This is a genomic window from Desulfoscipio gibsoniae DSM 7213 (assembly GCF_000233715.2).
GTDB classification, from domain to species: domain Bacteria; phylum Bacillota; class Desulfotomaculia; order Desulfotomaculales; family Desulfallaceae; genus Sporotomaculum; species Sporotomaculum gibsoniae.
Genome location: NC_021184.1, coordinates 4,150,001 through 4,174,221, shown reverse-complemented (window position 1 = coordinate 4,174,221; position 24,221 = coordinate 4,150,001). Strand labels below are relative to the sequence as shown.

Genomic DNA, 24,221 nt, shown 5'->3' with positions numbered 1-24,221 from the left:
GGGGAGGTGAGTAAATGCGCACTGGTATTGCAAATTTGCCTTTGCATGGGCATCATTGTCCCCGGTGGCTTTTTGACCGGATGGTGCGCCTTAGTGCGGCCATTGTGGAGGCGGTGGTGGAAGAGTTCGGGCCCCGTGAAGTGCTGCGCCGCATGTCCGATCCTTTCTGGTTTCAGGCCTTTGGCTGCGTAGTGGGTTTTGACTGGCATTCTTCGGGGCTAACCACGGTGCTTTGCGGTGCTTTGAAGCAGGGCATGGCCCCCCGGCAAAAAGATGCCGGCATTTTCTTTGCCGGGGGTAAGGCGATGGTCTCTCGCAAAACGCCCCACGAAATAGCCAGTTACACTGACCGGTATGCGCTGCCGGACCATGTGGTTGATTTGCAGTATGCCAGCCGGATGTGTGCCAAGGTGGATTCGGCGGCAGTGCAGGACGGCTACCAGATATACCAGCATTTTTTTATGTTTACCGCTGATGGCAGCTGGGCGGTGGTCCAGCAGGGTATGGATGGCCAAAATGGCTGGGCCAGGCGTTATCACTGGCTCAGTGATAATTTGCTGAGCTATGTCGAGGAACCCCATGTCGCTGTTTGCGGGCAAAGTGGGTCAAATGTACTCAATATGGTATCCAGGGAAAGTGACCGGGCCCGCAGTGCGTCGGTTTTTCAAACCCAAGAGAAACCGGAAAAAATTATCACGGCATTGAAAAAAATTGCCGCCCTACCCAAGGAGCAAATAGCAAGTCTTAGTTTGCCGGCTGCTCACCCGGTGCCCCAGGCTGGACGGATCGAAAAGACATTGCGCCGTCTGTATGATCTGCAACCGGAGAACTATGAGCAACTGCTGGCCGCCCAGGGGGTCGGGCCGGCTACGGTGCGAGCTTTTGCCCTGGTGGGGGAAGTGGTGTACGGTGTGCGGGCCAGCTTTCGGGATCCTGTGCGCTATTCTTTTGCCCATGGAGGTAAAGATGGTCATCCCTATCCGGTGGATAGACAAAATTATGACCGTACCATAGATATGCTGGAAACCGCCTTGCGGCGGGTGCGGGTTGGTGAAAGGGACAAGCTGGACGCGCTGGGACGCCTGGCGAAACTGCAAAAGGGTTTTAGCTCATAACTGGAGGTGTGCGAAATAAATAATCGTGAAGCGCTTAAAGAATTGTTGGACAGTCAGGCTTTTGAACGCCGGCCGGTGGTACTTTCTTCGGGCAAAACCAGCCATTATTATTTTGATGGCCGGAAGGTTTCCCTGAGTCCCCGGGGGGCTTATTTAATTGCTCAGATTATCTGCGATATGCTTGAGGGTGAAAATGTGGAAGCAGTGGGCGGGCTGACCATGGGAGCCGATCCCATTGTGGGGGCTCTGGGGCCCGAGGCTTACCGGCGGGGTCTTGACCTGTCTTTATTTATTGTACGCAAGGAAGCTAAAAAGCACGGTACCAAACAGCAAATAGAAGGGCCGCCCCTTAAGCCCGGGCAGCGGGTGGTTATTGTCGATGATGTTATCACCACCGGGGGATCGGTGATTAAGGCAGTGCAGGCCGTGCGGGAACTCGGCTGCGAAGTGGTCAAGGCCATTGTGCTGGTGGATAGACAGGAAGGCGGTACTCAAAACTTGGAAGAGATGGGGGTTAAAGTGGAGCCTGTGTTTACCGCTGCGGATTTTGGTCTGTAGTCAAGCATTAAGGATCTGTAACAGCTTTCGATTATTAATTGCTAAATAGGTTAAAAAAGGCAGCTGTTATGTATAAAATCGAGTTATTTTGGCAAAATGAATGTTTGATTGTTTGACTAGTTAATATAAAACACATAAAATTAGGCAGTAAGCCTAATTAAGGGAGGCGTATAAAAAATTTGTCACCGAGTTCCCTTCTGGGGAAGCGGGGGAACCAGTTTTGGGGTGAAATGCAATCAGCATGGGGCTATCACTTCGGCCCTAACCCGTCAGCTAACCTCGTAGGTGTGGAAAGTGAGGCATCATGTCCAAGGCAAAAGTGTTTATTACTTCACTTGCACTGGGGGCATCCCTGTTCATTTTACCCGCTCCATCCCTGGCCAATACTTATTACACAGTCAACCAGGGAGATAACCTGTGGAAAATTTCCCGCATGTACAGTACCACGGTTGAAAAAATTATGTCCCTTAACGGCCTGGGTTCCAGCACCATCCATCCCGGTCAAAAATTACTGGTTGTGCCTGATGGCAGTAACAACGCAGTTAATCAAACCAGCCAGTCGAGCCAGGCAGGCACGGCAAGCCAGGCAAACACGGTTCAACCGGTATCCAGAAGTGGCGATCGTATTGATGAAATTCTAGATTATTCACGCTCCTTCATCGGCGTGCCCTATGTTTCGGCCGGCGGGTCGCCCAGTGGTTTTGATTGCTCGGGGTACACAAAGTATGTATTTGCTCACTTTGGCATTGATTTACCCCGTACCGCCGGTGAACAGTATAATGCGGGACAAGTCCTATCGGCAAGCGAAGCCAAGCCCGGTGATTTAGTGGCCTTCAAAACCGGCAGTTACATAACTCATGTCGGCATTTATTTGGGCAATGACAAGTTTATCAGTGCCACCTCAGGCAAGGGGGTTGCCATTGCTTCGGTTTACGGATCGTATTGGAAAGATCATTTGTTGGGCTATTCCAGGATTATACCCTCGTAAAAAGTCATTAGCACAAGGCGGAGTTGCAAAGTCAACAGCTAAAAATAATGATGCAAATAATAAACAAACTACGGGTTGGTCGGCAATGAAGTTAAAACATTCAAAGTAAAACCCGTAATAATTACCCCAATATACTAAGGCTTGTAATAATAAAGCCCACCTTAATCAAGGCGGGCTTTTCTTATTTCTTTTTGGTATATTTTTTACTGAATTGGCGCATGTCCTTGACTGGCACTCTTGGCTGCCTTGGAATAGGCGGCCGGGCGGTTGTGCCGGCACGCGGTTTAGGCTGCGCCTGGACCATGTCTGTGCATTTGGGCTCAAGGTGCTTACCCGGTTGGGGCATGGTTTAGGCCTTTCCGTTTAACAATTGCTGTCTGATTACTTTGCCCGATGGAGTGCGGGGGATGCTTTTAAAAACAAAGTCAACTGGCAATTCACCAACCAAGTCGTTATAGCAGAACTGTCTGATGCTCTCAGGTGTGGGCACCGGATCAGCCGGTTCGACAAATGCTTTAATTCTGGTTCCGGATGCTGTATTAAATGAGATAACCACCGCGTCTGCCACGTGGGGATGTTTATTAATGGCTCGCTCCAATTTGCGCACATGCATCACAAGGTCGCTGGGGGTTAATGTATTTAACATAGGATTCACTCCTTTGGCAATTTAACAGAATATTTATAATATTTATACTACTTTGTCACTCATTTGGCAAGATGATTTCGCCGAATGGTAATTATTTGGGGGGAATGGTAGCGGACAAGGCTTTCTGGATGGATTCACTGGTTAACTGATTATTGAATTATCCATGGTGCTATGATATCGTGTACACACAAGGAATAGTATGTGAATATCTATACATGGGTTCAATAACGCAGCTATAAAAATGATTCACAACTATTAATAACATTTTCATCCTTAGGAAAGGAATGGGTAGATGTGAAAGAAAATAATCATGCATTATGCAAAGATGTCGCCCAGGATGTTGCCGGGGATGTTGGCCTGGTAAAGGTTGATATGTACGGTGCCGGGTCCTTTGAAGTACCATGCGGCACTTCACCTCTTGATTTACTAAAATATGACCGGATTGAGCGCAGATCCCCCGTGGTTGCCGTGATGGTTAATAATGTGCTGGTGGGGCTTGATTGGGTTATTCGGCAGGATAGTACCATTGAATTTGTTGATTTGGAGTCAACTGATGGCATGCGCGTTTATACCCGCAGTATGGTAATGCTGCTGGTGCGGGCCGCCAGTGAAGTTTTGCCGGGGTGTAAGGTTAGGATGGAGCATACCCTTGGTAATGGTGTCTATGGCGAGATTGATTACCAGCGCCGCCTGCATAAAACCGATGTGGAACAAATTGAAGAACGAATGCGGACAATTGTGCAGGCCGATGATCCTGTGTTAATTAACCGGGTGCCCAGGGACCAGCTGGCTTCATTATTAGAAGGCTCTAACCAGGAGGATAAATTGGATTTATTGCGTTACCGCAAGGCCTCCTCCATCTGGGTGCATAATTGTGGCTGGTTTAATGATTTCACCTATGGCAACATGGTGATCAATACCGGCCGTCTTAAGGTATTCAGGCTGCGGTATTATATGCCTGGTTTTATTTTGGAACTACCCCGCAAGGAAAACCCTACTTTGATACCTGAATATATAGAGCAGGGTAAACTGGCTAATATCTATTATGAATCGGAAAAATGGAGCCGTATTTTGGATGTGCATAACCTGGTGGAGCTTAATGAGTTGGTGGCCAGGGGCGGGGGAGGCGATTTAATCCGGGTGGCTGAGGCCTTCCATGAAAAGAAAATTGGGGAAATCGCCGATCAAATTGCTAAAAACCTGGATTTAATTCGTATTGTACTTATTGCCGGGCCTTCGTCCTCCGGTAAAACGACTTTCTCTCAGCGCCTGGGAGTGCAGCTGCGCATTCACGGTATCAGGCCGGTGCCCATATCCCTTGATGATTATTTTGTGGACCGGGAGCTGACTCCCCGTGACGAAAATGGGGATTATGATTTTGAGTGCCTTGAGGCTATCGATATGGAATTATTCAATGAACATTTAATTGCTTTAATTCAGGGTGAAGAAGTTCAGATGCCGACATATGATTTTTTGACCGGCAAGCGCAGTGACAGGGTGAAAACTTTAAAGCTGGGCAGCCGAGACATGCTTATTCTAGAAGGTATACATGGATTGAATGACCGGCTGACTACTTCTATTCCCAAGGGACGGAAATTTAAAATATATGTCAGTGCCCTTACCCAAATGAACCTGGATAATCATAACTGGATTCCTACTACCTATCTTCGAATATTGCGCAGGACAGTGCGGGATTATTACAATCGCGGCTATTCAGCCACTGAGACCATTCATCGCTGGCCGTCAGTGCGCCGCGGTGAGGAACGGCACATTTTCCCTTTCCAGGAAAGCGCGGATCTCATGTTTAACTCATCATTGATTTACGAACTGGCAGTGCTCAAGGGGCATGTGGAACCGGTTTTAAACATGGTTGGCCGGGAGAACCGCGAATATGCCATGGTGCGGCGCCTAAAGCGCTTTTTGGGCTATTTTTTGCCACTGGCATCCGATGAGGTGCCTTCAAATTCCATCGTCAGGGAATTCATCGGGGGCAGTTGTTTTAAATACTAGTAACGGCTTAATAGTTTTTTGTTGTTTTTGCCGGCGGTGGCAGGAATTGAAGCGTATAGAGGTTAAGTATTGGCCAAGGGATATTAAGTTCTAGGGCAATATGTCTAAGGTAAAATTTAGGAGGAGGGAGACTTTATGTCCGCTGACATAGCTGGCTTGTTAACTGAAGAAATGGAAAAGATAGGTAAGATTAGTTTTCAATTAACTGACCCGCAGGTATTTAATGAGCAAGTCAAAGATGTAACGATATTTTACAAGCTGGTAGGGGAGTCGCGCTTTAAATTTTTCCGCAGCAATTTATTTGAGCTGGTTTTTGTGCATCTTACCGAAGATTGGATGCGCCAGGCCAGGGTGGATTTAAAAAGTATCAATTGTGCCGGTGGTGCTGAAGTGCAGCTGGCCTGGGATGAAAAAGAGGATACCCTTGCTGTAAAGGGTGCGGGAGATGCGGATTATATAGTGGTAAAAGCTATGCAAATTGACAACTAAGTGCCAAATGATTATGTCGTACAATTGGCGGCTGCCTTGCTGTGTGAAACAGCGCTATATATAACCGCCATCAGACAGTTATATATAGCAGATAAGTTGGCCGGCGGATTGTTTTCACATTCAAGGCAGGGGATGCCTTGTGCAGGTATCGCCGGCTTTATTAACCACATAACCTGCTACTGTTTAATACAATGTCTTCACTGGCTTTTGTTGTTCCGCAGCCCACCTAATGGGTATTTTTATCTCTCGAATTATTCTGGGCTCGGGGTCGTTAATTATTACCTCCACCACAAAATAGTTTAAATATTTCCGTATGGCGGTGGCCAGGCCGAATGTGCGCAGCCCGTATTTATCCAAAGTTTGTACCAGGTTGCCGTATATGGTGGCTTCCAGCATTAAGCGGTCGTTAAGTTCGCTGTGGTTGATACCGATCAGTGCCTGCTGAACATAGGCGGTGAATTCATTTAAGGCTGGTATAAGTGGTGTTACATCATATTTAATATACTCTTCCACCATGTCGATCATTTAACCATCTCCTATGGTAGTATTTGTAATATATTACCATACATGTCCATATATTTCTAGCATAAATTACCAGATACCCCCCCTACTGTGTTTGAAGTTTGGGGGGGTATTATAGTTGACTGGTTTGCTTGGAACAAAGCCGGTTGCCAGCGGTAGTACAACAGGTAAATTAAAGGACGGTGGCCATGCTGTGAAGGCAGCGGTTAAAATAGTGAAGTTTATTGTATGTGCACTATAATAAATATTGTGATCTGGATATTCGCTCTCCGAGGCGGCAATAAACAGCAGGTATAAATATTTAAATGATAAGTATGAAAGATAAATTATGAAAGGTAAATGATAAATGGTAAAACATAAAAGGTAAAAGGTGTGCCAATGTATTATGTGTATATACTAATTTGTGCCGATGGTACTTATTACACCGGCTACACAACAGACCTGGCCGGGCGGCTGCGGAAGCACAACCTGGGTCAGGCCAGCAAATATACAAGATCCCGGTTGCCGGTGGAATTGGCGTACTATGAGGTGTTGCCGGACAAAAGCAGTGCTCTGAAGAGGGAGATGGCTATCAAGAAGTTGCCCAGGCTGGAAAAAATAAGGCTGGCGGACCAGGTTTGACCCGGCGGTTCCGGCAGTGGAAGTGAGAAAGGTGGTGACGTTCTCAATGTTAATTATCAGTGCCTGTCTGGCCGGGGAAAAGTGTCGTTATACAGGTGATGGTTTTGATTACCCAGCCCTGCGCAAGCTGGTGGAGGAGGGCAAGGCTATACCAGTCTGCCCGGAGGTGCTGGGCGGGCTGTCTGTGCCCAGGGATCCCAATGAGATAATTGGCGGTAATGGCTTTGACGTGCTTGATGGTAAAGCTAAAGTGCTGACTAATCGGGGTGTGGACACAACGGCCGCTTTTGTAAAGGGGGCCGCTGAGGTGCTGGCTATAGCCCAAAAAAAAGGTGCCCGGGTTGCTGTTTTAAAAGAACGCAGTCCTTCCTGCGGCAGTACTATGATTTACGATGGCACTTTTAGCGGTCGAAGGATTCCCGGCTGCGGCTGTACCGCAGCTTTGCTGGTGAAGGAGGGTATACGCGTGTTCTCGGAGGAGAATTATAAGAATTTGAAGTAAGCCAACTGTCCTTTGGGGGAGCCCCTGGTCCTGATTTTATGAACGGCGGGCAGTTTGAGGAATATATGTTCTTATTTAATTGGATACTATTGACGTGTCCCATCCCCGGGCATATAATAATAGCAAACAGTTGTTCTAACCATTTGGGCCGGGGGTGTATTTATGCAAACAAATGCGGCTTTGGGGCAAACACATGGGCGGCCGGTGGCTATAACCGGTCATAAAGCCGGGCTGGCAGCGGAGCTTGTTATTGACCTTGCAAATGAGCTTGGGACGGACATTAAAGCAGATTTAGCAGTTAATAGCAATGCTTGCGGCCAGCAAAGACTCCAATTTAACTTGGTGGACAAAGTGATGTACGCCCTGGAAAAAGAGGAAACCTTGACCGAACGGGCTGTCGGTTATGGAGTTTGTATCCTGGCCGTATTGTACCTGCTGGGCAATCTGGCCCGGGCGGTTTTTTAGCTCCCCCATCGGGAAGCCCCGTCCCGGGCTTGGGAAGGGAGAGGTAATTTACCAACCCTTAAATAGCCGGTTAGTCGTTATGGGTGCATAATTACGACAGGCTGAAACCCCGACACCACCTCGGCGTTGGGCTGAGTTAAGCGTGCTATATCGCAGGCATGTCAGATAATCCCTGACATAACCACGTTTACTGAGGCATATAACCAGCTGGAGAGAGGGAGTTATAAATTGAGTGTACAAGATGAATTTACTAATGGGCAAAACCAGGATGAGCGGCAGATTGATGATCGGCAGCTCGCCGAACAGCCCTGGTTGGCCGGGCAGTGGGCCGGGCGGGCCGAGGCCCCCGGGGTTTTGGCCGAAAGGGCTGAAATCCTGGTGTTGCTGTCCCGGCTACCTTTAAAAAAACAGGTAGTAGCCATGAGCAGGTGTTTCCAGCGGGACAAGCTGGTGGATTACCTGCTGGGTTGGGAGGAGTATGGAGCGCTGTTAAATTTGCTGCACAGTGATTTAGCCCGTTGGCTGCCGGATGTCGGCGAGTTTAGTGATTTAAAATGGCTGCTGGACGTGCTGCTGGAGGTGCAAAAACAGTCGGCAGGTAAAAAGGCCCGGGTGGTTATGCACACGCCTGTCGGTAACCTTTTGCGAGAGAGCGCTGCCATGCTGGAGGCGCTTATGGAGGATGCCCGTGGTGCGGCTGGGGCGGCCTGGGTGCGCTGCCTGTGTGGCCCCGGGGGGGATCACCGGGTATTGGAAATGCCCCGGGCCCTGGCTGACCGGGAACTGGCTGAGGCGATTTTTATTGAGCTGGCCAGGGATCCCCGGGCGCTGGCACTGTTAATGGAGGACGTGCGCTTACGCCCGGCGGATGTTGGGTTGCCCGGGCAGCAGTTAATGTTGCTGCTGCAAAGGGGCGCCGCTGCGGCCCGCTATTGTCATGATACCATTACTGCAGGTATTGCCGGTATTGAAGCGGGTATAGAAGATGGCGCTGTGCAAATAGATGGTAAATAGCAAAATAGTGATTACTTTACATATTTTCAAAAAAATATTGTTATGTTGCTTTGCACATGTTATGATAGATGTAAAAAAGTAGCATTGATTGAACTTATACTGCAGTAGGGATGCTGGTTAAGGAAGCGAGGGATAAAAGTGCTTCCCGTAAAAAAGGCTACCTGCGAGCCGGTGCGCAAAGCTGAGGATATTTTTAGCATTGAGGAAGTCAAGAGAATCAGCACCAGGTTTTTAGAACAAGCGGTTTTAGTGTTGTATGATGAAAATGATAATATACAGGTGTTGTGTGGGCCATGCTGCAGTAAAACCTGCGCGGTGGCACCTTCAATATGCAGCATCATCCACATGATCAGCGTTTATAAGATATTATTTAAAGAAGCGATGGTTGTGCACAACCACCCCACACTGCCCTGGCATGGTGAGGTCATTCCTTCCGAAGACGATGTCGCCTCCACCGAACTGTTAAAGTGGCAGCTGGCGTTACTGGGCGTCAAGTTGCTGGATCATGTAGTGATTACGGGTCACAAAAAACGGTCGTTGTCGGAAATGGATCTTTGCGTTAATAGAGGTTTGCATATCAATGGCTTAGAGATTAAACGATTTTTGTATTGCTTTTTAACGCAAATAGCGGCGGTGCTGGAATATGATGACACCATCAATGTGCTAAATGACTTATTGGCCAAAAATCTGGCGTTTTTAAGCGATTATTATAATAAGCATTATTTGGCCCGGTTGTTTTTATTAAAACCCGTGGACGCTGGTTTTACGGCCCGGCTGGATGAACTGCGCTCCGGGGATATTTTGCTTGATTATTTAATTAATATACTGTCCAACTTGGAGGACGGCAAAAAAATAAGATTGCACCCCGAGGGCGTTATTCCTTATGGTGAAGAGTTCCAAAAGCGTATTATATCAGGTGAGTATAAAATTAGTTGTTGTAGGTAATAAACCGGCGGGTGGGCTAAGTAAAAGATGTGAAAAAACAGGCAGCTGCGGGCACCTGGTTGGCCAGGAGGCGATGGGCAGCTGCCTTTTCGCGCTTTGCTTATCGTGATTTGAACTAGTACTGCAGCGAAAATTACTTACTAAGGCCATTGAACAAACATTATCAATCTCCACTGCGACCGTTCAACGTTCAACTTCCAATTTATAGCTTCCAAATTTTCAACCTTTCAACACCTGGCACCGGCAAAGTGCCAGTGGTACTGCTTCGTTTTACACGGTTTTGTTTTACAATGATTGTTTACGCATGCGCAATGATTTGGGAGTTACCTCCAGCAGCTCATCATCAGCGATAAATTCCATGCACTGTTCCAGGCTCATGGGCCGGGGAGGTGTCAGTTTGGCTGAAATTTCGGAGGTGGAACTGCGCATATTGGATAATTGCTTCTTTTTGCAGACGTTGATGACCAGATCCCCAGGCCGGGAATGTTCACCCACCACCATGCCCCGGTAAACCGGCACCCCGGGGCCGACAAACAATTCGCCACGCTCCTGGGCATTTTCCAGCCCGTAGGTTGTACTGTCACCGTTTTCAAAGGCTACCAGCGAGCCCCTGGAGCGGGTATTGATGTCGCCCTGATAGGGGGCGTAATGGTGAAAAGCATGGTGAATAATACCCAGACCTTTAGTATCGGTCATAAATTCTGAGCGATAGCCAAATAGGCCCCGGGTGGGTATATGGAAGACCAGGCGCACCAGGCCATCGCCCTTGTGTTGCATGTTAATGAGTTCGCTTTTGCGGGACCCCAGGCGCTCCATAACAATGCCTACATATTCTTCAGGTATCTCCAGGGTCAGTTCTTCCACCGGTTCACTTCTTACTCCGTCGATAACCCGCTCTACCACCTGCGGGCGGGAAATTTCAAACTCATAACCCTCTCGGCGCAAGTTTTCTATCAATATGGAGAGGTGCAGTTCGCCGCGACCTGATACCAGAAATGTATCCGGGGTGTCCGTGCCGGCTACGCGCAGGCTGACGTCTGACTCCAGTTCCCGAAACAGTCTTTCGCCCAGTTTGCGGGAGGTAACGTATGTGCCCTCCTGCCCGGCAAAGGGGCTTTTATTGACGTGGAAGGCCACCGCCATGGTGGGTTCGTCAATGCTTACAAAACTTAAGGGCACCGGGTTTTCCAGGTCGGCTATAGTGTTGCCCACATTAATATCCAAAAGGCCGGTTACCACCACAATGTCCCCGGTGGTGGCTTTCTCCACGGGTATTTTTTTCAGCCCGCTGAATACAAACAGCCCGGTTACCCGCTGGCGCTGCGTTTCACCACCGGCTTTCAGTACAGCTACCTCCTCTTTCACTTGAATGATGCCGTTATGGATGCGTCCTATGGCCTGGCGGCCCAGGTACGGGTCGTAATCAATCAAGGTGACGCCCAGCTGCAGGGGTGCCTGCGGATCCCCTGCGGGCGCGGGTATATTTTCCACAATCATGTCAAAAAGCGGTTTTAAATCCGTCCCCGGTGTGTCGGGTTCCAAAGTGGCCGTGCCGGTCCGGGCGTTGGTGTAGATTACTGGAAACTCCAGCTGGGCATCGCTGGCCTCCAGCTCAATAAATAAATCCAACACTTCATCAACTACTTCTTTGGGACGGGCGTGCAGCCGGTCTATTTTATTTATTACAACAATGGGGGCCAGCCCGGCCTCCAGTGCTTTGCGCAGTACGAAGCGGGTCTGGGGCATGGGGCCCTCAAAGGCATCCACCAACAAAAGTACCCCGTCCACCATTTGGACAATACGCTCAACTTCGCCGCCAAAGTCGGCGTGGCCGGGGGTGTCTACGATGTTCAGCTTGTATTGGCTGTACTGCACCGCAGTATTCTTGGCCATAATCGTGATGCCCCGTTCCCGCTCCAGGTCGTTGCGGTCCATAACCCGTTCCTCCACAACCTGCTTTTCGTGGAATATGCCGCTTTGTTTGAGCATACCATCCACCAGGGTGGTTTTGCCGTGGTCTACGTGGGCAATAATGGCTAAATTGCGAATCAAATTTTTATTCATACAGTATTCCCTTCCTGGCACCTTGAATGTTTATTTACCTACATGATATTACTCTTTTTTGGCGTTCTTTTCAACAGTACCTGAAGGGGCGGCGTATATTTATTCTGTGCGTCAAGCAATAAGGTTACGCTAATTAGCGTTGTTTACCGGTTGCAATCCCAAACTAATAATTAATTGTCCACCGCCCCCGGCGTTTCAATAGGCACTTTTCACGGTGTTAAACATAAAATAAGTTAACCGGCTTTTATATAAGCATATGATTGCCAATTGCCGGTAGCCGGTAAGCATTGTGATTATTAATCCTTGTTCGTGAGTGGCCTGTGATTAAAGGAATGTGGATGTTGGGAGCAGGTGTAAGGTAATTTATTTTATGAAGGAGGGGATAGACAATGCCTGTTCATTTAATCAGAGACGGTGATACCCCGGGCCGGATAGCCGGTCGTTACGGCATACCGGAGCGATGGCTATATAAGGCCAATGATTACTATGATTTTGACGATATGCGGCCGGGACGGCGGATTTATATTCCCGATTATGAATATGACTACTATGACTATCCTAAACAATGGGGCCGTTACAAGTATCACGATGGTATACGTTTTGATTTGCGGACAGGGCGCAAACGTTTTCGTCCCGGTGAAAAGGTGTCCATTATATTCAGCTATTGCAACCTTTCCGATGTGCCCAGAAGACTCCGCTACGATGACGCATGTTTATATGATTTTAAATGCTTGCGTGGGGGAAGGGATATCTGGCGCTGGTCTGAAAAAAATAGGTATGAACGCGGCAGGCGAAGCATGCTGCTCCAGCCGGGGGAATGCCGCACCTATAGAGGCAAGTGGGATTTATGCGACCGGGTAGGGGATCATGTACGGCATGGCCCGTATATATTAAGGGCTTACGACCGGTCCCGGGAGTTAAGGGATCATTATGTGGATACCGGTTTGGAGGTGCTTAAAACTAACGATACGATTATTGCGGATGGCGACACCTGTTCCAGATCAAATATGCTGATTAACCCCGGCCTGGATAACTGGGTGGATAGCACAACTCCGGCAGGGTGGTCGGCCCAGAACGTCAACAGAGCTACCCTGGAGCGTTCCGGCAGGTATGCAGCGGAGATGGGCACCAGACCCGGTAACCAGGCGTTGCTGGCCCAGATTGTTGGCGCTGCGCCCGGGCGTTCTTACCGGATTGCTTTTTGGGCTATGGAAAATGTGCGGGGGCAAAATAGTAAATACACTCTGGAGGTTTCGGTACACTCCCTTGACCAGCAGAGCAGCCAAATTGGCAGGGTGGACCCGGTTTTCAGGCCCGACCGGCTGCCTGACAATGCCTACCGGCAGTATTCCTTCGAAACCGGAGCGCTGCCCGCGGGCACAAGGGGCATCCAGCTGCGGTTTGTATTCCGGCCCCAGTCAAGCAATAGAACCAGGGTAAGGATAGACGATGTGGAGTTGACCTGTATCAGTTAACCGGTTACCGGGATCAGTATACTGATGCCGCTCAAATTTGCCATGAAAATAAGCCGGAAGGTAATTCCGGCTTATTTTCACTGGCTGTGGATGTAGGGGGTATCGCTTCGCAGAGCGGTGAATATTTCTCTAACATTTATATTAAGGCGGTAGTGAATTCATGAGGGGAAAAATAATTACTGTTTCTAAAATATTGTCTGGCATTAAGATGCTAGATCTGCTAAACTAAAAAATCACAGTAGTCTGGAAGAAATAACATCAATGAATTTAGGAGACAGATGAAATGAATCAGGCCAAACCCAAATTATGGACGAAGGATTTTGTGATAATTTCCGCGGCGAACTTTTTTGTGGCTTTAACTTTTTTCTTATTAATGACCAACATAGCAGTATATGCTATTGAGGAATTTAATGCCTCACAAAGCAAGGCAGGTCTTGCTTCCAGCATATTTATCATAGGCGCGCTGCTTTTCCGGCTTTTTGCGGGAAAATACATGGAAAGCATTGGCCGTAAAAAAATGCTTTTTGGAGGATTATTTTTATTCTTATGCGCTACGCTGTTATACTTTGCTGTGGCGAATTTGAACTTGCTTCTGTTGGTTCGTTTTATACACGGGGCGGCCTTTGGCATTAGCGCAACGGCAATGTCAACAATTGTAATGGATATTATTCCCAGAAAGCGCCTGGGTGAAGGAACAAGTTACTTTTCCATGAGTGCGACCCTGGCTATGGCCATTGGACCCTTTCTGGGTGTTATTATCAGCCGGTATACAGATTTTATAGTAGCATTTGAAGTTTGCACTTTTTTTTCAATAATTAATATTATAATATCTTTATTTGCATATATTCCCGAAGCCAGGATAAATAAGGAAGAGTATAAAGCTATGCAAGGGTTTAAATGGCAAAACTTTTTTGAGGTCAAAGCCATCCCCATTTCAATCATGATAACTGTCATGGGTTTTGCTTACTCAGGAATCCTGACATTTCTTACTTCATATACCAGGGAAATTGATTTAATTGAAGGGGCAAGTTTCTTTTTCATTGTATATGCTGTGTTCATCTTAATTTCAAGGCCGTTCACCGGCCGGTTGTTTGATGTGCAAGGTGCAAATCCGGTTATTTACCCGGCATTGATAATTTTTGCTTCAGGCCTGGCATTACTCAGTCAAACCCATCATGGTTTCACTCTCCTGGCAGCAGGGGCGTTGGTCGGCCTTGGATACGGTACCCTTGTATCTTGCTCCCAGGCCATTGCCATCAAGGAATCTCCCCGGCACCGCATCGGGCTTGCAACATCAACTTTTTTTGTCTGCCTGGATGGAGGAGTGGGGATTGGACCTTTCCTGCAGGGTTATGTAACCCCTGTAGTTGGTTTGCGCGGGTTGTATATGACACTTGCCTTTATTGTATTGGCGTGTGTCTTGTTATACTATTTAGTACACGGAAAGAAAGAGTCATGCAGAAAACGTTATTCCATCATTAACTCGCCCGGCGGACTCCCGCCTCAATAGGCGGGAGTGGCTTTAAAGCGGGCTAAAAAATGGGCATGCGGGCACGGGGTCGGTTCTGCTGCTTTTCTGATGCTGGTAAAAACGTCGTTAATCTGCTCAGGTTAATTCCCGCGTGCACATAAGGCTGACATTATTTATGACCACTGCGCTGGTGTTGACCGGCGCGCTCGGCACGGGTGGTGGACACGGTGGCGGTATACATGGTGGTGGCGCTGGTGGACACGGTGGTACATACGGCGGATGCGGTGGTTTAAATGGTGGTGGTTCGCACGGCGGTGGTACACATGGTGGTGATGGTTTGCACGGTGGTGGTAAAAAACCTCTGTTATAATTACCTGAATTAATGGGTTCAAAGTTAAAGCGAACCAACGCTTCCCTTGTTTCCTCGGGTGAAACAGCATTAAAACAGTAGTTGGTGAATGTTTCGTCCGAAATCTGGCTGGCATTCCAGCTTTGGGTTTCAGTGGTTATAATATTGCCAAATTGGTCCAGGAATACAAGTTCTGCTGTTAGAGTATAGGATGCCGTACCTGATTGCGCTTCCTTGTAACCCGGGATCTCTTTGGCGTCAAAGCACAGGCGGTACTGGCAGTTGGGGGATGCATATGGGAAAAACTGGTCAATGGTCTGAAACAGAGCAGCCGGCTCGCTGGGATCAGCCCCCAGCAGCACGCTGCCAAAGTGCAGTATATTGTTACCGTTCCAAAAGATGGGGACGGTGTTGGTGCCCCAGGCTGCAAAGTTGCTGTCTCTGAGGAGGTTCACTCTGTGGGGACACCTCTCGTTTAACTGCGGGCAAACCTGCACAAAAATTTGCCTTTCTTCAACTACCTTGACACGGAAAATCATTACTCCGGTTTGCGACAGCCTGGAACCTTTTCTTAAATCCCAGCGCATGTCAATTTTTTTATGATGCAGTTGGACAAAGACGTCATTCTCGTTAACTACGGGCTGAGCCACATCCAGGGTTACATCCTTGGTAAACGGTATGTCTTCTCCCACATGTTTGACATGGTCGTTTTTATCCACGTAATAAATTTGCTTATGCAGTGTGCCGCTCAGCAGCACCTTTTTTACCAAGGGTTGGCGGTGTTTGTGCCAGTGCCAGCCGAACCTATCCCAACCTTCCTCTTCTATCACGCTAATCCACCTGTCACCATTTTCATGAATGAAAATGGGCCTGGTTTCAAAGTCCTGCAGGCGTGCGTCAATGTGATCAATTTTTTGCGTAAATTCAGGCAAAGTGGCGATGTTGTCTACTATAACTTGCACCTCTGTCTCTGCCAGGACCACTGGAACCTTTATTTTAACGCATAAAACATTATCGGGCTCGTTGTAGAAATATTGGATGGGCATATTTTTCAGATTCCCCCTCCCTTAAAAAAAATTATATACTAATCAAATATATGCTAAACATGATACTTTTGTGCTAAAATATACAAAGTATCCTCTGCCTTGATCTGATATTTAAACGTTCCAGGGGGACTGTTTGCAGGCATAAGGATCACCCTTTCCATATGGACAGCGGAACCTTACTTAAATTATAATAATCAATATTTATAAAAAATGTTACAAACTTTACAAAAATAGGTAAATAATATGAAAATTATTAACAATCAAAACATACTCACCAACAAACAAATTGAGGCCGTCATCAAGTTATTAGGCAAAGATTACAAACCGCGCACCGTAGTGGTGTATGAAACGCGGTTGGATATCATTAAATTCTATCCCCTATGCTTTAATTTTGCTCTGGACGAGTTTAGCGGCGAGTTGGAAGGGATTTATGACGAGTCTTCAGATGCAGTTTATATTTTTATATTTGTGCAGACAGATGACGGGGATGATGTGCACAGTAAGCAGTTATATTCTTTGCATGCCCTGGTGCACGAGCTCAGACACCGGTTTCAGGCAGCTACAAACTATTTAACTAATAATGATGAAAAAGCCGAAAAGGACGCAGATCAATTCGCCACCAATTTTATCAACCGTAATTCACGCAGGATTAGCAAGATTATGAACTGGGACGAAGAATGGACCGTTGAAGAAGAATAGGGGTCAGGCTTAAACTTTTTTAAACTAACTGATTGGGTAGGGCGGACTTATTGCATTCAATATATTGTACTCTCCTTTTGGGTGAGTCATAAATACCTGAACATCTAATAATTGATAGATGTGCCATGTAACAATATATTGTACTCAAAGGCGGTTGTGATTATTTTTTAGTGACACGGTTCTTATGTGAATTAATGAAAGATCCTTCTGTGCTAAAGCTTTATGCCCCAATGCTTTTCCCAAAATTATAGACAAAGTGTGATGCACATCATAGTCATGATGATCTTTTTGTTATATCCTGCCTTGAGTAAGTTATTAATAAGGAGGATATTATAGTTGGAAGGTATTGTAAAACAAACAAATGGTGCAGTTGCCGTCATTCCTGCTACACCTGGCGGGTTAGTTAATGGGGAACAGTTACTTAAAATTGCTCAATTAGTAAACGAAGGAGCTGGCCTGGCCAAATTTACAACTGGTGAGCATATCGTGATTTTAACAGCCGAGGATAAAGTGGATCAAGTCAGACAAGAACTGGCTTCAGTCGGTTTAGGTATAGCCCCTGTAGGACCAGTTGTTCGCAATGTAAAGACATGTCCCGGTGGTTTATGCGAGTTTGCACTACAAGAAGCCTTGAATGATGGTTTATCTATAGATAAGAAATTTTCCGGTCAGGATATGCCAAATGCAGTTAAGATAGCTTTTAGTGGTTGTCCTCGAAACTGTATGGAAGCTAGATGCAGCGATATAGGTTTTGTAGGGACTAAGAATGGCTATAAACTATATATCGGTGGTAAAGGTGGTAACCAAATTTTGGGGGAGCTGCTGGATAAAGATATAACTTCGGAGGAATTAATCAATTATACCGAACACATTATTACAGTATATAAAAATAACGCTAACCCCAAAGAAAGGTTGGCTTCTGTAATAAATAGAATAGGCATAGAACAATTTAAAATTAATCTGAAGTAGTTAGTAAAGGATCAGGGAAAAACAGTCGTTGTTTTTTGCCACCGGACTTTTGTAAAACTTTTAAAATTCCATTAAAAGTTATATTTAGGCATTTCCCCAATATAATTACAACCAGGGAGTTATCTAGTTATAGTGATGGCTTTCTGGCTTTTTTATGTTTTCGGTTTGTCAAAAGCTTATCGAACTTTAATATAAACACCTCGTAATATTTAGCCAACGAAACGCATGTACATCTTGCAGCATGTTGTAGAAAAACATTAACCTGGGGAATGATAATTGTAAATCATACGGGAAGGAGACATACATGGTTAAGGCAAGTAAAATGCGCGCTGTTAAAGCAGGGAACTTGAGACGGGTAAAATCCGAGCAGTTGAGAACATTGAATGCTGAAGAGATGGGTAAAATATCGAGCAAGGATTTGGAAAACATGTATAAAGGTTCTCGCAGCTAAAATGCTGCTCACCAAATTTTCGAGGGCAAAATAAATACGCTCGGTAATACAGCAATGAGGGACCTGATCGGCACCGTGGAAGCAGGGGGACAGTTCTGCAGCTTCCGATAGCCTAAAATAAGGCAAGAGGGAGTATTCCCTGCGAGAAAAAGCCCCCGGGCTAGTTCCGGAGGCTTTTATGATTAAATGATCATGGATGTTAGAAAATATAAGGGCAAGTTAAGGGGTCCCGTGTTTAGCAATCATAAAACTCTATTTTTTTTTATCATCTTTCTCCCGCAACTCCTCAATGTTCAGTGGATTCAGTGGTTTGCAGATAATTTCATTAACCCTTAATTTTTTAATTTGCTGCGAGGTGGCCGCTTGCATGACCAGCGCGGTATCTGATCCCCGGCCAGTGCCCGCTATGGCAATCACTTTTTCACCGCTGGCCGCGAGTCCCGCATCTGCAGCCATGAGCACAATTTCAAAGCATACCTTGACCCCCTGGCTGAAACAGCGCAGTAGGTTGGCCATCACTGTAGGCGTAGTGGATCCGTACAAGCCATCGGTATGGAAAAGCATAGTGCCAAAATGTACCTCATGCCCGGATTCCCGAAGTGTTTTAACTAAAGTTTGGGGGAAAGGATTCTCTTTGCGGATAAAACCAAACTGATGTGGGACTACCACTAATTGGACGCCCTTATCCCCGAAAAAATCCAGTGCCTTCTGGGCTGTAGCACCGGTTGTAGATGCCAGCACTATTTTATCAATGCCCAGGGCTTTGATTCTTTCCAATGCTAGTTCAAAGGTAGTGTCAGTGTTTTCATCTTTGATACTTTCAAAGTAGACTATCTTGCCTTCCATAAGCATCCCCCTTCATTTTTAGCGGCCGAAGCCTTTCAGTTTTATATAATCAGGTCTATTATATTATAACCATATAATGTAATGAAAGGGTTCACTTAAGCGGGAAAAGCAATTCGGTGAGGGGAGTATACTATTTATAAGCAGCGATTATGAATAAAATTATAAATTAAAATTGGCCAAAAAATATCATGCATTATATAATTTTTATGTCAAGTAAATTACTTTTGGCTGTATTAGTAAAGACATAGCTAAAAAATTAATGATCGTTGCCATCTGAGCAATTAATAAGGGTCAATGTCTCCATTGTTTCAAAAAAATATAAATTTAAAGATTCTTTAAAATAATTGCAATTACGCATTTGTTGTAAGGGAAATAAGCATTGCATCTCAACGATCCGAAGTGCATTTAGCTTATGATGCAGTTATATAATGGAGGAATAACTATGAGTGACAGCATATCAAGGTCAAATCTGGTGTTAAACGACATGGAGAAGATGATTGTCAGGAAGGCGGGCACAACTGTACATTACCCCAGAAAGCATACGGTATTTGCCGTTGGTGATATTTCCGATCGGGTATATTTAATTGAGAGCGGATGGGTAAACATTTACAGGCTATCCGCCGAGGGCAGGAAAGTTGCGGTGGGCAGTATTCGCAATCCAGGGGAATTAATGGGTCTGTCAGAAACAATATTGGGCATAAACCGGACATGTTTTGCCTGTACCATAGGTAACGTATCCATGGTAATGATGAGCAAGAAAAAGTTTGAGGAGTTGATGGAACAGCACAGCTTTTTATCTATTAAAGTGGCCAAATTACTGGGTGCCAGGATGCGTGAGGCAGAAGCCATCAATTATGAACTGGTTTGCAGGCAGGCTCCCGGTAGATTAGCCCTGATGCTCATGCGGATGGGGGAACAAATGGGGAAGCAGACTAATAACGGAACCAGCTTAAATCTAAACATTACTCACGAAGAAATAGCCAATATGGTAGGAACGTCAAGGCAGACGGTAACTTCGCTGCTGAATACTTTTAAACAAGAGAAAAGCATAATTTATGAAGGCAGGGCGATACGAGTTATTTACCCTGACAAACTGGCTAAATGGGTAGTATAAAAGACCGGTAGAGCGTATACCGGTCTTTTTTTGACCGCTAAGACCACTCATAAAAATAATAGCGCCAAATATGAGCACAATATGCTTCATTTTGATTATGGGTTGGGTTTGTAATTAGGGCTTGCTGAACCGAACTTATTTTAATTAAAACAGTATAATAACGGTTCTTGAAAACCCAGATTATACCGAAACAGACGCCGCATAAAAAAGAACAAAAGAACACGGAGCCTACGTTCCAAATTCATTACTAGGAACTGCAGGCAGATCACGCTTTCGGCGGTCTCTTTTAGACGTGCCATAATACGTGCCAATCCATAGCGACGCTTGCCTTCTCCGAATTTCGCTTCTACAGCATTGCGTTCGCTGGCATCTTGCCGTTCTATGCGTCTCTGTTCTCTCTGTAGTACTTTTATCAATCAGTGGTCTTCCTAGCCGTGGTCCACTGAGCCGTATGTTATATCTATCGCAGAAGCGCAGGTTTTCCCTATTCCGGTATATTTTGTCTGCCTGAACGGCTTCAGGGTAGTACCCGTACTTTTGGCGGTAATATTCCACCGATTCTTGCAAGGTTACTCCTTCATTGAAGGCATCCCAACTCAGCGTTTCCACGAAGGCGTAGCCATCTACCATACTGATAGCGACTTTCGCGCCGAACTCGACATCAGCTGTGGCTTTACCTCGGACAATGGGACGCACATGCGGCTGGCTGATGCTTACAATGCGATCATTTATCTTGTGTTTGCGGTAGGTATACATATGGAGTTGTTGTTCATAGACCATACGTATGGTGCGCAATGTATCCTGTTGTTTCTGACTCAGACCATGACTATCACCGGCCATAGCTAGTAGGCGGTCTACAGCACTTAGGTTGCGCCTCACATAGCGCAGCTGCTTGCCGATGGCTTTTCGGATAGCTTTTTTACCAGGCTTTCTGTTGTGAACAATGTTAAGGTAGGCTTTACGAGCTATTTGACGATAAGTACGTGGTCTTCTACCTGGCTTACCAAGAGTCTTGTGCACGAGATCGATAATGTTATCCAACTTCTCCCTAGCTTCGTTAAGCAAGGATAAGTCAGTGGGGTAGCGTATGTCTGCCGGGGCGCAGGTGGCATCCAAGATGAGTTTGCCTTTGTTTGCCGGATATACCTCAAAAGAAGAGGCTTTGCTTTTTGGGCTATTTGGTTCTTTCGCGTGCGTTTTTTTGCCACCTGAAGGTGGTTTAGGCTTGTTGTCATCGTCCTTCTTTTGCTCTTCCGCTTTCTTGGCGGCACGACAGATTTCTTCGTTGATATCTTTTAGGGTTTCAGAGCCAAAACGCTTACGAAAGTGGACCATTAGTGAAGAATCAAATGGTGGCCGATCATGGTATTCCCTTAGACCGATGAAGTATTGTAAGTACGGATTCTCAGTGATCTGCTCCACTGTTTCACGGTCACTATAGCCACATTTCTCTTTAATGATTAAGGCACCAAGGGCCATTCTGACGGGTTTAGCCAACTGTCCACGGTTGCTGGGAAAAAGATTGGCATAGCGTTCTTCGATGCTTTCCCAGGGGATAATTTTAGCTAGTTTTACCCAGCGGTTATCAGCTCTTAATTTGCCTTCAAAAGGCAATATAAATTCTTCAAGATAATATTGGTTTTCCACTTTACGGAACATATTTTTTGCCTCCAGGTGCACGGTTTTTGCAATCTTTACCGCATTTTCCATGCATCTTATTTCGACAAATATGCTCCTAAATCCTTGATTTTATTGGGTTTTTGTTTGGTTCAGCAAGTCCTAATTATTCTTAATTCAGTCGCTAGTACATACCACAAATCATTATCATACAGTATTACCATCTTACTAATGTATATTTATTGTTAACTGGCCTAAATTACCTATTGCAAAAAAGCCCCCAAAGTGGTAATATAACAAATGTCGCCGCTACTACAGCGGCGCAACAAACCAAGTCAGGGCAATAATAGCAGGTACACATCAAATAAAGCTGCAGTGCCGACCATAAATTGCCTTTGACACAGACCGACCCAAAGTGATACAATACAATTCCGGTCGCATAACGGCCGCACGGTCCTTGAAAACTAAACAGTGCAAAGAGATGGAAAACGGACGCCAGTCGTGGTTGGTCAGCAATGACCGAACAAAGCGACGGCGACCAACCAAACCTCGTCAAACGAATCTAAGAGCCAGAGCCAAAGCCAAATAGCAATGGTAGCAGCTTTTAGCAAACGAATAAACGAGTAATTTATTAAAAGAGCAAGATTAAACTCACTTAAAAAGCAAACGGGCACAAGCTGCAATAAGGTAATCCAGTTAAACAAGCCGGACACCCAAAAGCAGTCAAACCCGCGAAGCATAAATTTTTATGGAGAGTTTGATCCTGGCTCAGGACGAACGCTGGCGGCGTGCTTAACACATGCAAGTCGAACGGGGTTTAGCTAAAAGTTTACTTTTAACTAAACCTAGTGGCGGACGGGTGAGTAACGCGTGGATAACCTGCCCAATAGCCTGGGATAACGCCGGGAAACTGGTGCTAATACCGGATACGTTCATTGAACTGCATAGTTCGATGAAGAAAGGTGCAAACCGCTACTGGATGGGTCCGCGTCCCATTAGCTAGTTGGTAGGGTAACGGCCTACCAAGGCAGCGATGGGTAGCCGGCCTGAGAGGGCGACCGGCCACACTGGAACTGAGACACGGTCCAGACTCCTACGGGAGGCAGCAGTGGGGAATCTTCCGCAATGGGCGCAAGCCTGACGGAGCAACGCCGCGTGAGTGGCGAAGGTCTTCGGATTGTAAAACTCTGTCCAAAGGGAAGAAACAAATGACGGTACCTTTGGAGGAAGCCCCGGCTAACTACGTGCCAGCAGCCGCGGTAGAGCGTAGGGGGCAAGCGTTGTCCGGAATTACTGGGCGTAAAGGGCGTGTAGGCGGCCCTGAAAGTTAGAAGTGAAACCTATCAGCTCAACTGATAGCCTGCTTCTAAAACTGCCGGGCTTGAGTGCAGTAGAGGGGAGTGGAATTCCCAGTGTAGCGGTGAAATGCGTAGATATTGGGAGGAACACCAGTGGCGAAAGCGGCTCCCTGGCCTGTAACTGACGCTGAGGCGCGAAAGCGTGGGTAGCAAACAGGATTAGATACCCTGGTAGTCCACGCCGTAAACGATGGGTGCTAGGTGTTGGGGGTATGACCCCCCCAGTGCCGCAGTTAACGCAATAAGCACCCCGCCTGGGGAGTACGGCCGCAAGGCTGAAACTCAAAGGAATTGACGGGGGCCCGCACAAGCGGTGGAGTATGTGGTTTAATTCGACGCAACGCGAAGAACCTTACCAGGTCTTGACATCTCCTGATCGTCATGGAAACATGATCTTTCCCTTCGGGGAACAGGAAGACAGGTGGTGCATGGTTGTCGTCAGCTCGTGTCGTGAGATGTTGGGTTAAGTCCCGCAACGAGCGCAACCCCTACCTTTAGTTGCCAGCATGTAGAGATGGGCACTCTAAAGGGACTGCCGTTGACAAAACGGAGGAAGGTGGGGATGACGTCAAATCATCATGCCCTTTATGATCTGGGCTACACACGTACTACAATGGCCGGTACAGACGGAAGCGCAGCCGTGAGGTGAAGCGAACCCGATAAAGCCGGTCCCAGTTCGGATTGCAGGCTGCAACTCGCCTGCATGAAGTCGGAATCGCTAGTAATCGCAGGTCAGCATACTGCGGTGAATACGTTCCCGGGCCTTGTACACACCGCCCGTCACACCACGAAAGTTGGCAACACCCGAAGCCGGTGAGTTAACCGTAAGGAAACAGCCGTCGAAGGTGGGGTCGGTAATTGGGGTGAAGTCGTAACAAGGTAGCCGT

At 46.7% G+C, this 24,221-nt stretch carries 23 protein-coding genes, 1 rRNA gene and 1 riboswitch (1 of these 25 cut by a window edge); of the genes, 18 read left to right on the top strand and 6 right to left on the bottom strand.

Annotated features, from left to right (window positions below):
• Positions 1-35: 35 nt before the first annotated feature.
• The 3 genes from DESGI_RS19480 (at position 36) to DESGI_RS19470 (ending at position 2,661) form a co-directional block, all read left to right on the top strand.
• Entirely contained in the window at positions 36-1,115 is a 1,080-nt protein-coding gene (locus tag DESGI_RS19480) for a DUF763 domain-containing protein (RefSeq protein WP_435050902.1), read from the top strand.
• 6 nt (positions 1,116-1,121) lie between these two features.
• The gene (gene pyrE / locus DESGI_RS19475) at positions 1,122-1,673 is read left to right on the top strand and encodes an orotate phosphoribosyltransferase (RefSeq protein ID WP_006521604.1); all 552 of its coding nucleotides are present in this window, start codon (positions 1,122-1,124) and stop codon (positions 1,671-1,673) included.
• A gap of 173 nt (positions 1,674-1,846) precedes the next feature.
• Positions 1,847-1,977: riboswitch (cyclic di-AMP (ydaO/yuaA leader) on the top strand.
• Entirely contained in the window at positions 1,978-2,661 is a 684-nt protein-coding gene (locus DESGI_RS19470; RefSeq protein WP_006521605.1) for a C40 family peptidase, read from the top strand.
• A gap of 349 nt (positions 2,662-3,010) precedes the next feature.
• Here DESGI_RS19470 and DESGI_RS19465 read toward each other — a convergent pair whose 3' ends face one another.
• A complete protein-coding gene (locus DESGI_RS19465) occupies positions 3,011-3,307 on the bottom strand; it encodes an AMP-binding enzyme (protein WP_006521606.1) in 297 nt (98 codons plus the stop codon).
• Positions 3,308-3,601: 294 nt separating this feature from the next.
• On the opposite strand from DESGI_RS19465, the gene DESGI_RS19460 reads away from it, so the two are divergent.
• Positions 3,602-5,317 (top strand): nucleoside kinase, encoded by a 1,716-nt coding sequence (locus DESGI_RS19460; RefSeq protein WP_006521607.1) that lies wholly within the window; start codon positions 3,602-3,604, stop codon positions 5,315-5,317.
• A gap of 135 nt (positions 5,318-5,452) precedes the next feature.
• Positions 5,453-5,806 (top strand): hypothetical protein, encoded by a 354-nt coding sequence (locus DESGI_RS19455; RefSeq protein WP_006521608.1) that lies wholly within the window; start codon positions 5,453-5,455, stop codon positions 5,804-5,806.
• 183 nt (positions 5,807-5,989) lie between these two features.
• Here DESGI_RS19455 and DESGI_RS19450 read toward each other — a convergent pair whose 3' ends face one another.
• Positions 5,990-6,331: a hypothetical protein gene (locus DESGI_RS19450; protein ID WP_006521609.1), complete on the bottom strand. Its 342-nt coding sequence runs from the start codon at positions 6,329-6,331 to the stop codon at positions 5,990-5,992.
• Positions 6,332-6,446: 115 nt separating this feature from the next.
• Here DESGI_RS19450 and DESGI_RS26245 point away from each other — a divergent pair, with 115 nt between their 5' ends.
• The 6 genes from DESGI_RS26245 (at position 6,447) to DESGI_RS19425 (ending at position 9,875) form a co-directional block, all read left to right on the top strand.
• Positions 6,447-6,569, top strand: a complete 123-nt coding sequence (locus DESGI_RS26245; protein WP_281168063.1) for a hypothetical protein — start codon at positions 6,447-6,449, stop codon at positions 6,567-6,569.
• Between the two features lie 137 nt (positions 6,570-6,706).
• Positions 6,707-6,949, top strand: a complete 243-nt coding sequence (locus DESGI_RS19445; protein WP_006521610.1) for a GIY-YIG nuclease family protein — start codon at positions 6,707-6,709, stop codon at positions 6,947-6,949.
• Positions 6,950-6,995: 46 nt separating this feature from the next.
• A complete protein-coding gene (locus DESGI_RS19440; protein ID WP_006521611.1) occupies positions 6,996-7,451 on the top strand; it encodes a 2-thiouracil desulfurase family protein in 456 nt (151 codons plus the stop codon).
• Positions 7,452-7,613: 162 nt separating this feature from the next.
• Complete coding sequence (locus DESGI_RS19435; protein WP_006521612.1) at positions 7,614-7,916, top strand: hypothetical protein; 303 nt, start codon at positions 7,614-7,616, stop codon at positions 7,914-7,916.
• A gap of 228 nt (positions 7,917-8,144) precedes the next feature.
• Positions 8,145-8,930, top strand: coding sequence for a hypothetical protein (locus tag DESGI_RS19430; RefSeq protein WP_006521613.1), 786 nt, complete (start codon positions 8,145-8,147; stop codon positions 8,928-8,930).
• A gap of 138 nt (positions 8,931-9,068) precedes the next feature.
• Positions 9,069-9,875, top strand: a complete 807-nt coding sequence (locus DESGI_RS19425) for a JAB domain-containing protein (protein WP_006521614.1) — start codon at positions 9,069-9,071, stop codon at positions 9,873-9,875.
• A gap of 285 nt (positions 9,876-10,160) precedes the next feature.
• Here DESGI_RS19425 and typA read toward each other — a convergent pair whose 3' ends face one another.
• Positions 10,161-11,939, bottom strand: a complete 1,779-nt coding sequence (typA, locus tag DESGI_RS19420) for a translational GTPase TypA (protein WP_006521616.1) — start codon at positions 11,937-11,939, stop codon at positions 10,161-10,163.
• A 389-nt stretch (positions 11,940-12,328) separates the two neighbouring features.
• Here typA and DESGI_RS19415 point away from each other — a divergent pair, with 389 nt between their 5' ends.
• The gene (locus DESGI_RS19415) at positions 12,329-13,414 is read left to right on the top strand and encodes a BsuPI-related putative proteinase inhibitor (RefSeq protein WP_006521617.1); all 1,086 of its coding nucleotides are present in this window, start codon (positions 12,329-12,331) and stop codon (positions 13,412-13,414) included.
• 283 nt (positions 13,415-13,697) lie between these two features.
• Positions 13,698-14,924: an MFS transporter gene (locus DESGI_RS19410; protein WP_006521618.1), complete on the top strand. Its 1,227-nt coding sequence runs from the start codon at positions 13,698-13,700 to the stop codon at positions 14,922-14,924.
• Between the two features lie 96 nt (positions 14,925-15,020).
• Here the strand turns inward: DESGI_RS19410 and DESGI_RS19405 are convergent, their stop codons facing one another.
• Positions 15,021-16,280, bottom strand: a complete 1,260-nt coding sequence (locus tag DESGI_RS19405) for an SPOCS domain-containing protein (RefSeq protein WP_006521619.1) — start codon at positions 16,278-16,280, stop codon at positions 15,021-15,023.
• Between the two features lie 243 nt (positions 16,281-16,523).
• Between DESGI_RS19405 and DESGI_RS19400 the strand changes: the two genes are divergently transcribed.
• The 3 genes from DESGI_RS19400 (at position 16,524) to DESGI_RS24875 (ending at position 18,399) form a co-directional block, all read left to right on the top strand.
• On the top strand, positions 16,524-16,979 hold the full coding sequence (locus DESGI_RS19400; protein ID WP_006521620.1) for a hypothetical protein: 456 nt from the start codon (positions 16,524-16,526) through the stop codon (positions 16,977-16,979).
• 336 nt (positions 16,980-17,315) lie between these two features.
• Positions 17,316-17,948 carry a ferredoxin-like domain-containing protein gene (locus DESGI_RS19395; RefSeq protein WP_006521621.1) on the top strand — a complete coding sequence of 211 codons (633 nt, stop codon included), beginning with the start codon at positions 17,316-17,318 and terminating at the stop codon, positions 17,946-17,948.
• A 304-nt stretch (positions 17,949-18,252) separates the two neighbouring features.
• Positions 18,253-18,399 carry a hypothetical protein gene (locus DESGI_RS24875; protein WP_006521622.1) on the top strand — a complete coding sequence of 49 codons (147 nt, stop codon included), beginning with the start codon at positions 18,253-18,255 and terminating at the stop codon, positions 18,397-18,399.
• A 252-nt stretch (positions 18,400-18,651) separates the two neighbouring features.
• Here the strand turns inward: DESGI_RS24875 and DESGI_RS19390 are convergent, their stop codons facing one another.
• The gene (locus DESGI_RS19390; RefSeq protein ID WP_006521623.1) at positions 18,652-19,245 is read right to left on the bottom strand and encodes a pyruvate kinase alpha/beta domain-containing protein; all 594 of its coding nucleotides are present in this window, start codon (positions 19,243-19,245) and stop codon (positions 18,652-18,654) included.
• A 442-nt stretch (positions 19,246-19,687) separates the two neighbouring features.
• Between DESGI_RS19390 and DESGI_RS19385 the strand changes: the two genes are divergently transcribed.
• Positions 19,688-20,359, top strand: coding sequence for a Crp/Fnr family transcriptional regulator (locus DESGI_RS19385; protein WP_006521624.1), 672 nt, complete (start codon positions 19,688-19,690; stop codon positions 20,357-20,359).
• A 140-nt stretch (positions 20,360-20,499) separates the two neighbouring features.
• Here DESGI_RS19385 and DESGI_RS19380 read toward each other — a convergent pair.
• Positions 20,500-22,018, bottom strand: a protein-coding gene (locus tag DESGI_RS19380; RefSeq protein WP_435050875.1) for an IS5 family transposase whose coding sequence is annotated in 2 segments (ribosomal slippage) — positions 20,500-20,763 and positions 20,765-22,018 — 1,518 coding nt in all. Because the reading frame shifts where the segments join, the coding sequence is not laid out codon by codon here.
• A gap of 703 nt (positions 22,019-22,721) precedes the next feature.
• Here DESGI_RS19380 and DESGI_RS19370 point away from each other — a divergent pair.
• Positions 22,722-24,221: ribosomal RNA gene (locus DESGI_RS19370) — 16S ribosomal RNA — on the top strand (it continues 30 nt past the right edge of the window).

Coding starts and splice junctions, on each gene's coding strand:
- DESGI_RS19470 (WP_006521605.1), top strand. CDS start 1,978: ATGTCCAAGGCAAAAGTGTTTATTACTTCACTTGCACTGGGGGCATCC.
- DESGI_RS19465 (WP_006521606.1), bottom strand. CDS start 3,307: ATGTTAAATACATTAACCCCCAGCGACCTTGTGATGCATGTGCGCAAA.
- DESGI_RS19455 (WP_006521608.1), top strand. CDS start 5,453: ATGTCCGCTGACATAGCTGGCTTGTTAACTGAAGAAATGGAAAAGATA.
- DESGI_RS19450 (WP_006521609.1), bottom strand. CDS start 6,331: ATGATCGACATGGTGGAAGAGTATATTAAATATGATGTAACACCACTT.
- DESGI_RS19445 (WP_006521610.1), top strand. CDS start 6,707: ATGTATTATGTGTATATACTAATTTGTGCCGATGGTACTTATTACACC.
- DESGI_RS19440 (WP_006521611.1), top strand. CDS start 6,996: ATGTTAATTATCAGTGCCTGTCTGGCCGGGGAAAAGTGTCGTTATACA.
- DESGI_RS19435 (WP_006521612.1), top strand. CDS start 7,614: ATGCAAACAAATGCGGCTTTGGGGCAAACACATGGGCGGCCGGTGGCT.
- typA (WP_006521616.1), bottom strand. CDS start 11,939: ATGAATAAAAATTTGATTCGCAATTTAGCCATTATTGCCCACGTAGAC.
- DESGI_RS19415 (WP_006521617.1), top strand. CDS start 12,329: ATGCCTGTTCATTTAATCAGAGACGGTGATACCCCGGGCCGGATAGCC.
- DESGI_RS19410 (WP_006521618.1), top strand. CDS start 13,698: ATGAATCAGGCCAAACCCAAATTATGGACGAAGGATTTTGTGATAATT.
- DESGI_RS19405 (WP_006521619.1), bottom strand. CDS start 16,280: ATGCCCATCCAATATTTCTACAACGAGCCCGATAATGTTTTATGCGTT.
- DESGI_RS19400 (WP_006521620.1), top strand. CDS start 16,524: ATGAAAATTATTAACAATCAAAACATACTCACCAACAAACAAATTGAG.
- DESGI_RS24875 (WP_006521622.1), top strand. CDS start 18,253: ATGGTTAAGGCAAGTAAAATGCGCGCTGTTAAAGCAGGGAACTTGAGA.
- DESGI_RS19390 (WP_006521623.1), bottom strand. CDS start 19,245: ATGGAAGGCAAGATAGTCTACTTTGAAAGTATCAAAGATGAAAACACT.
- DESGI_RS19385 (WP_006521624.1), top strand. CDS start 19,688: ATGAGTGACAGCATATCAAGGTCAAATCTGGTGTTAAACGACATGGAG.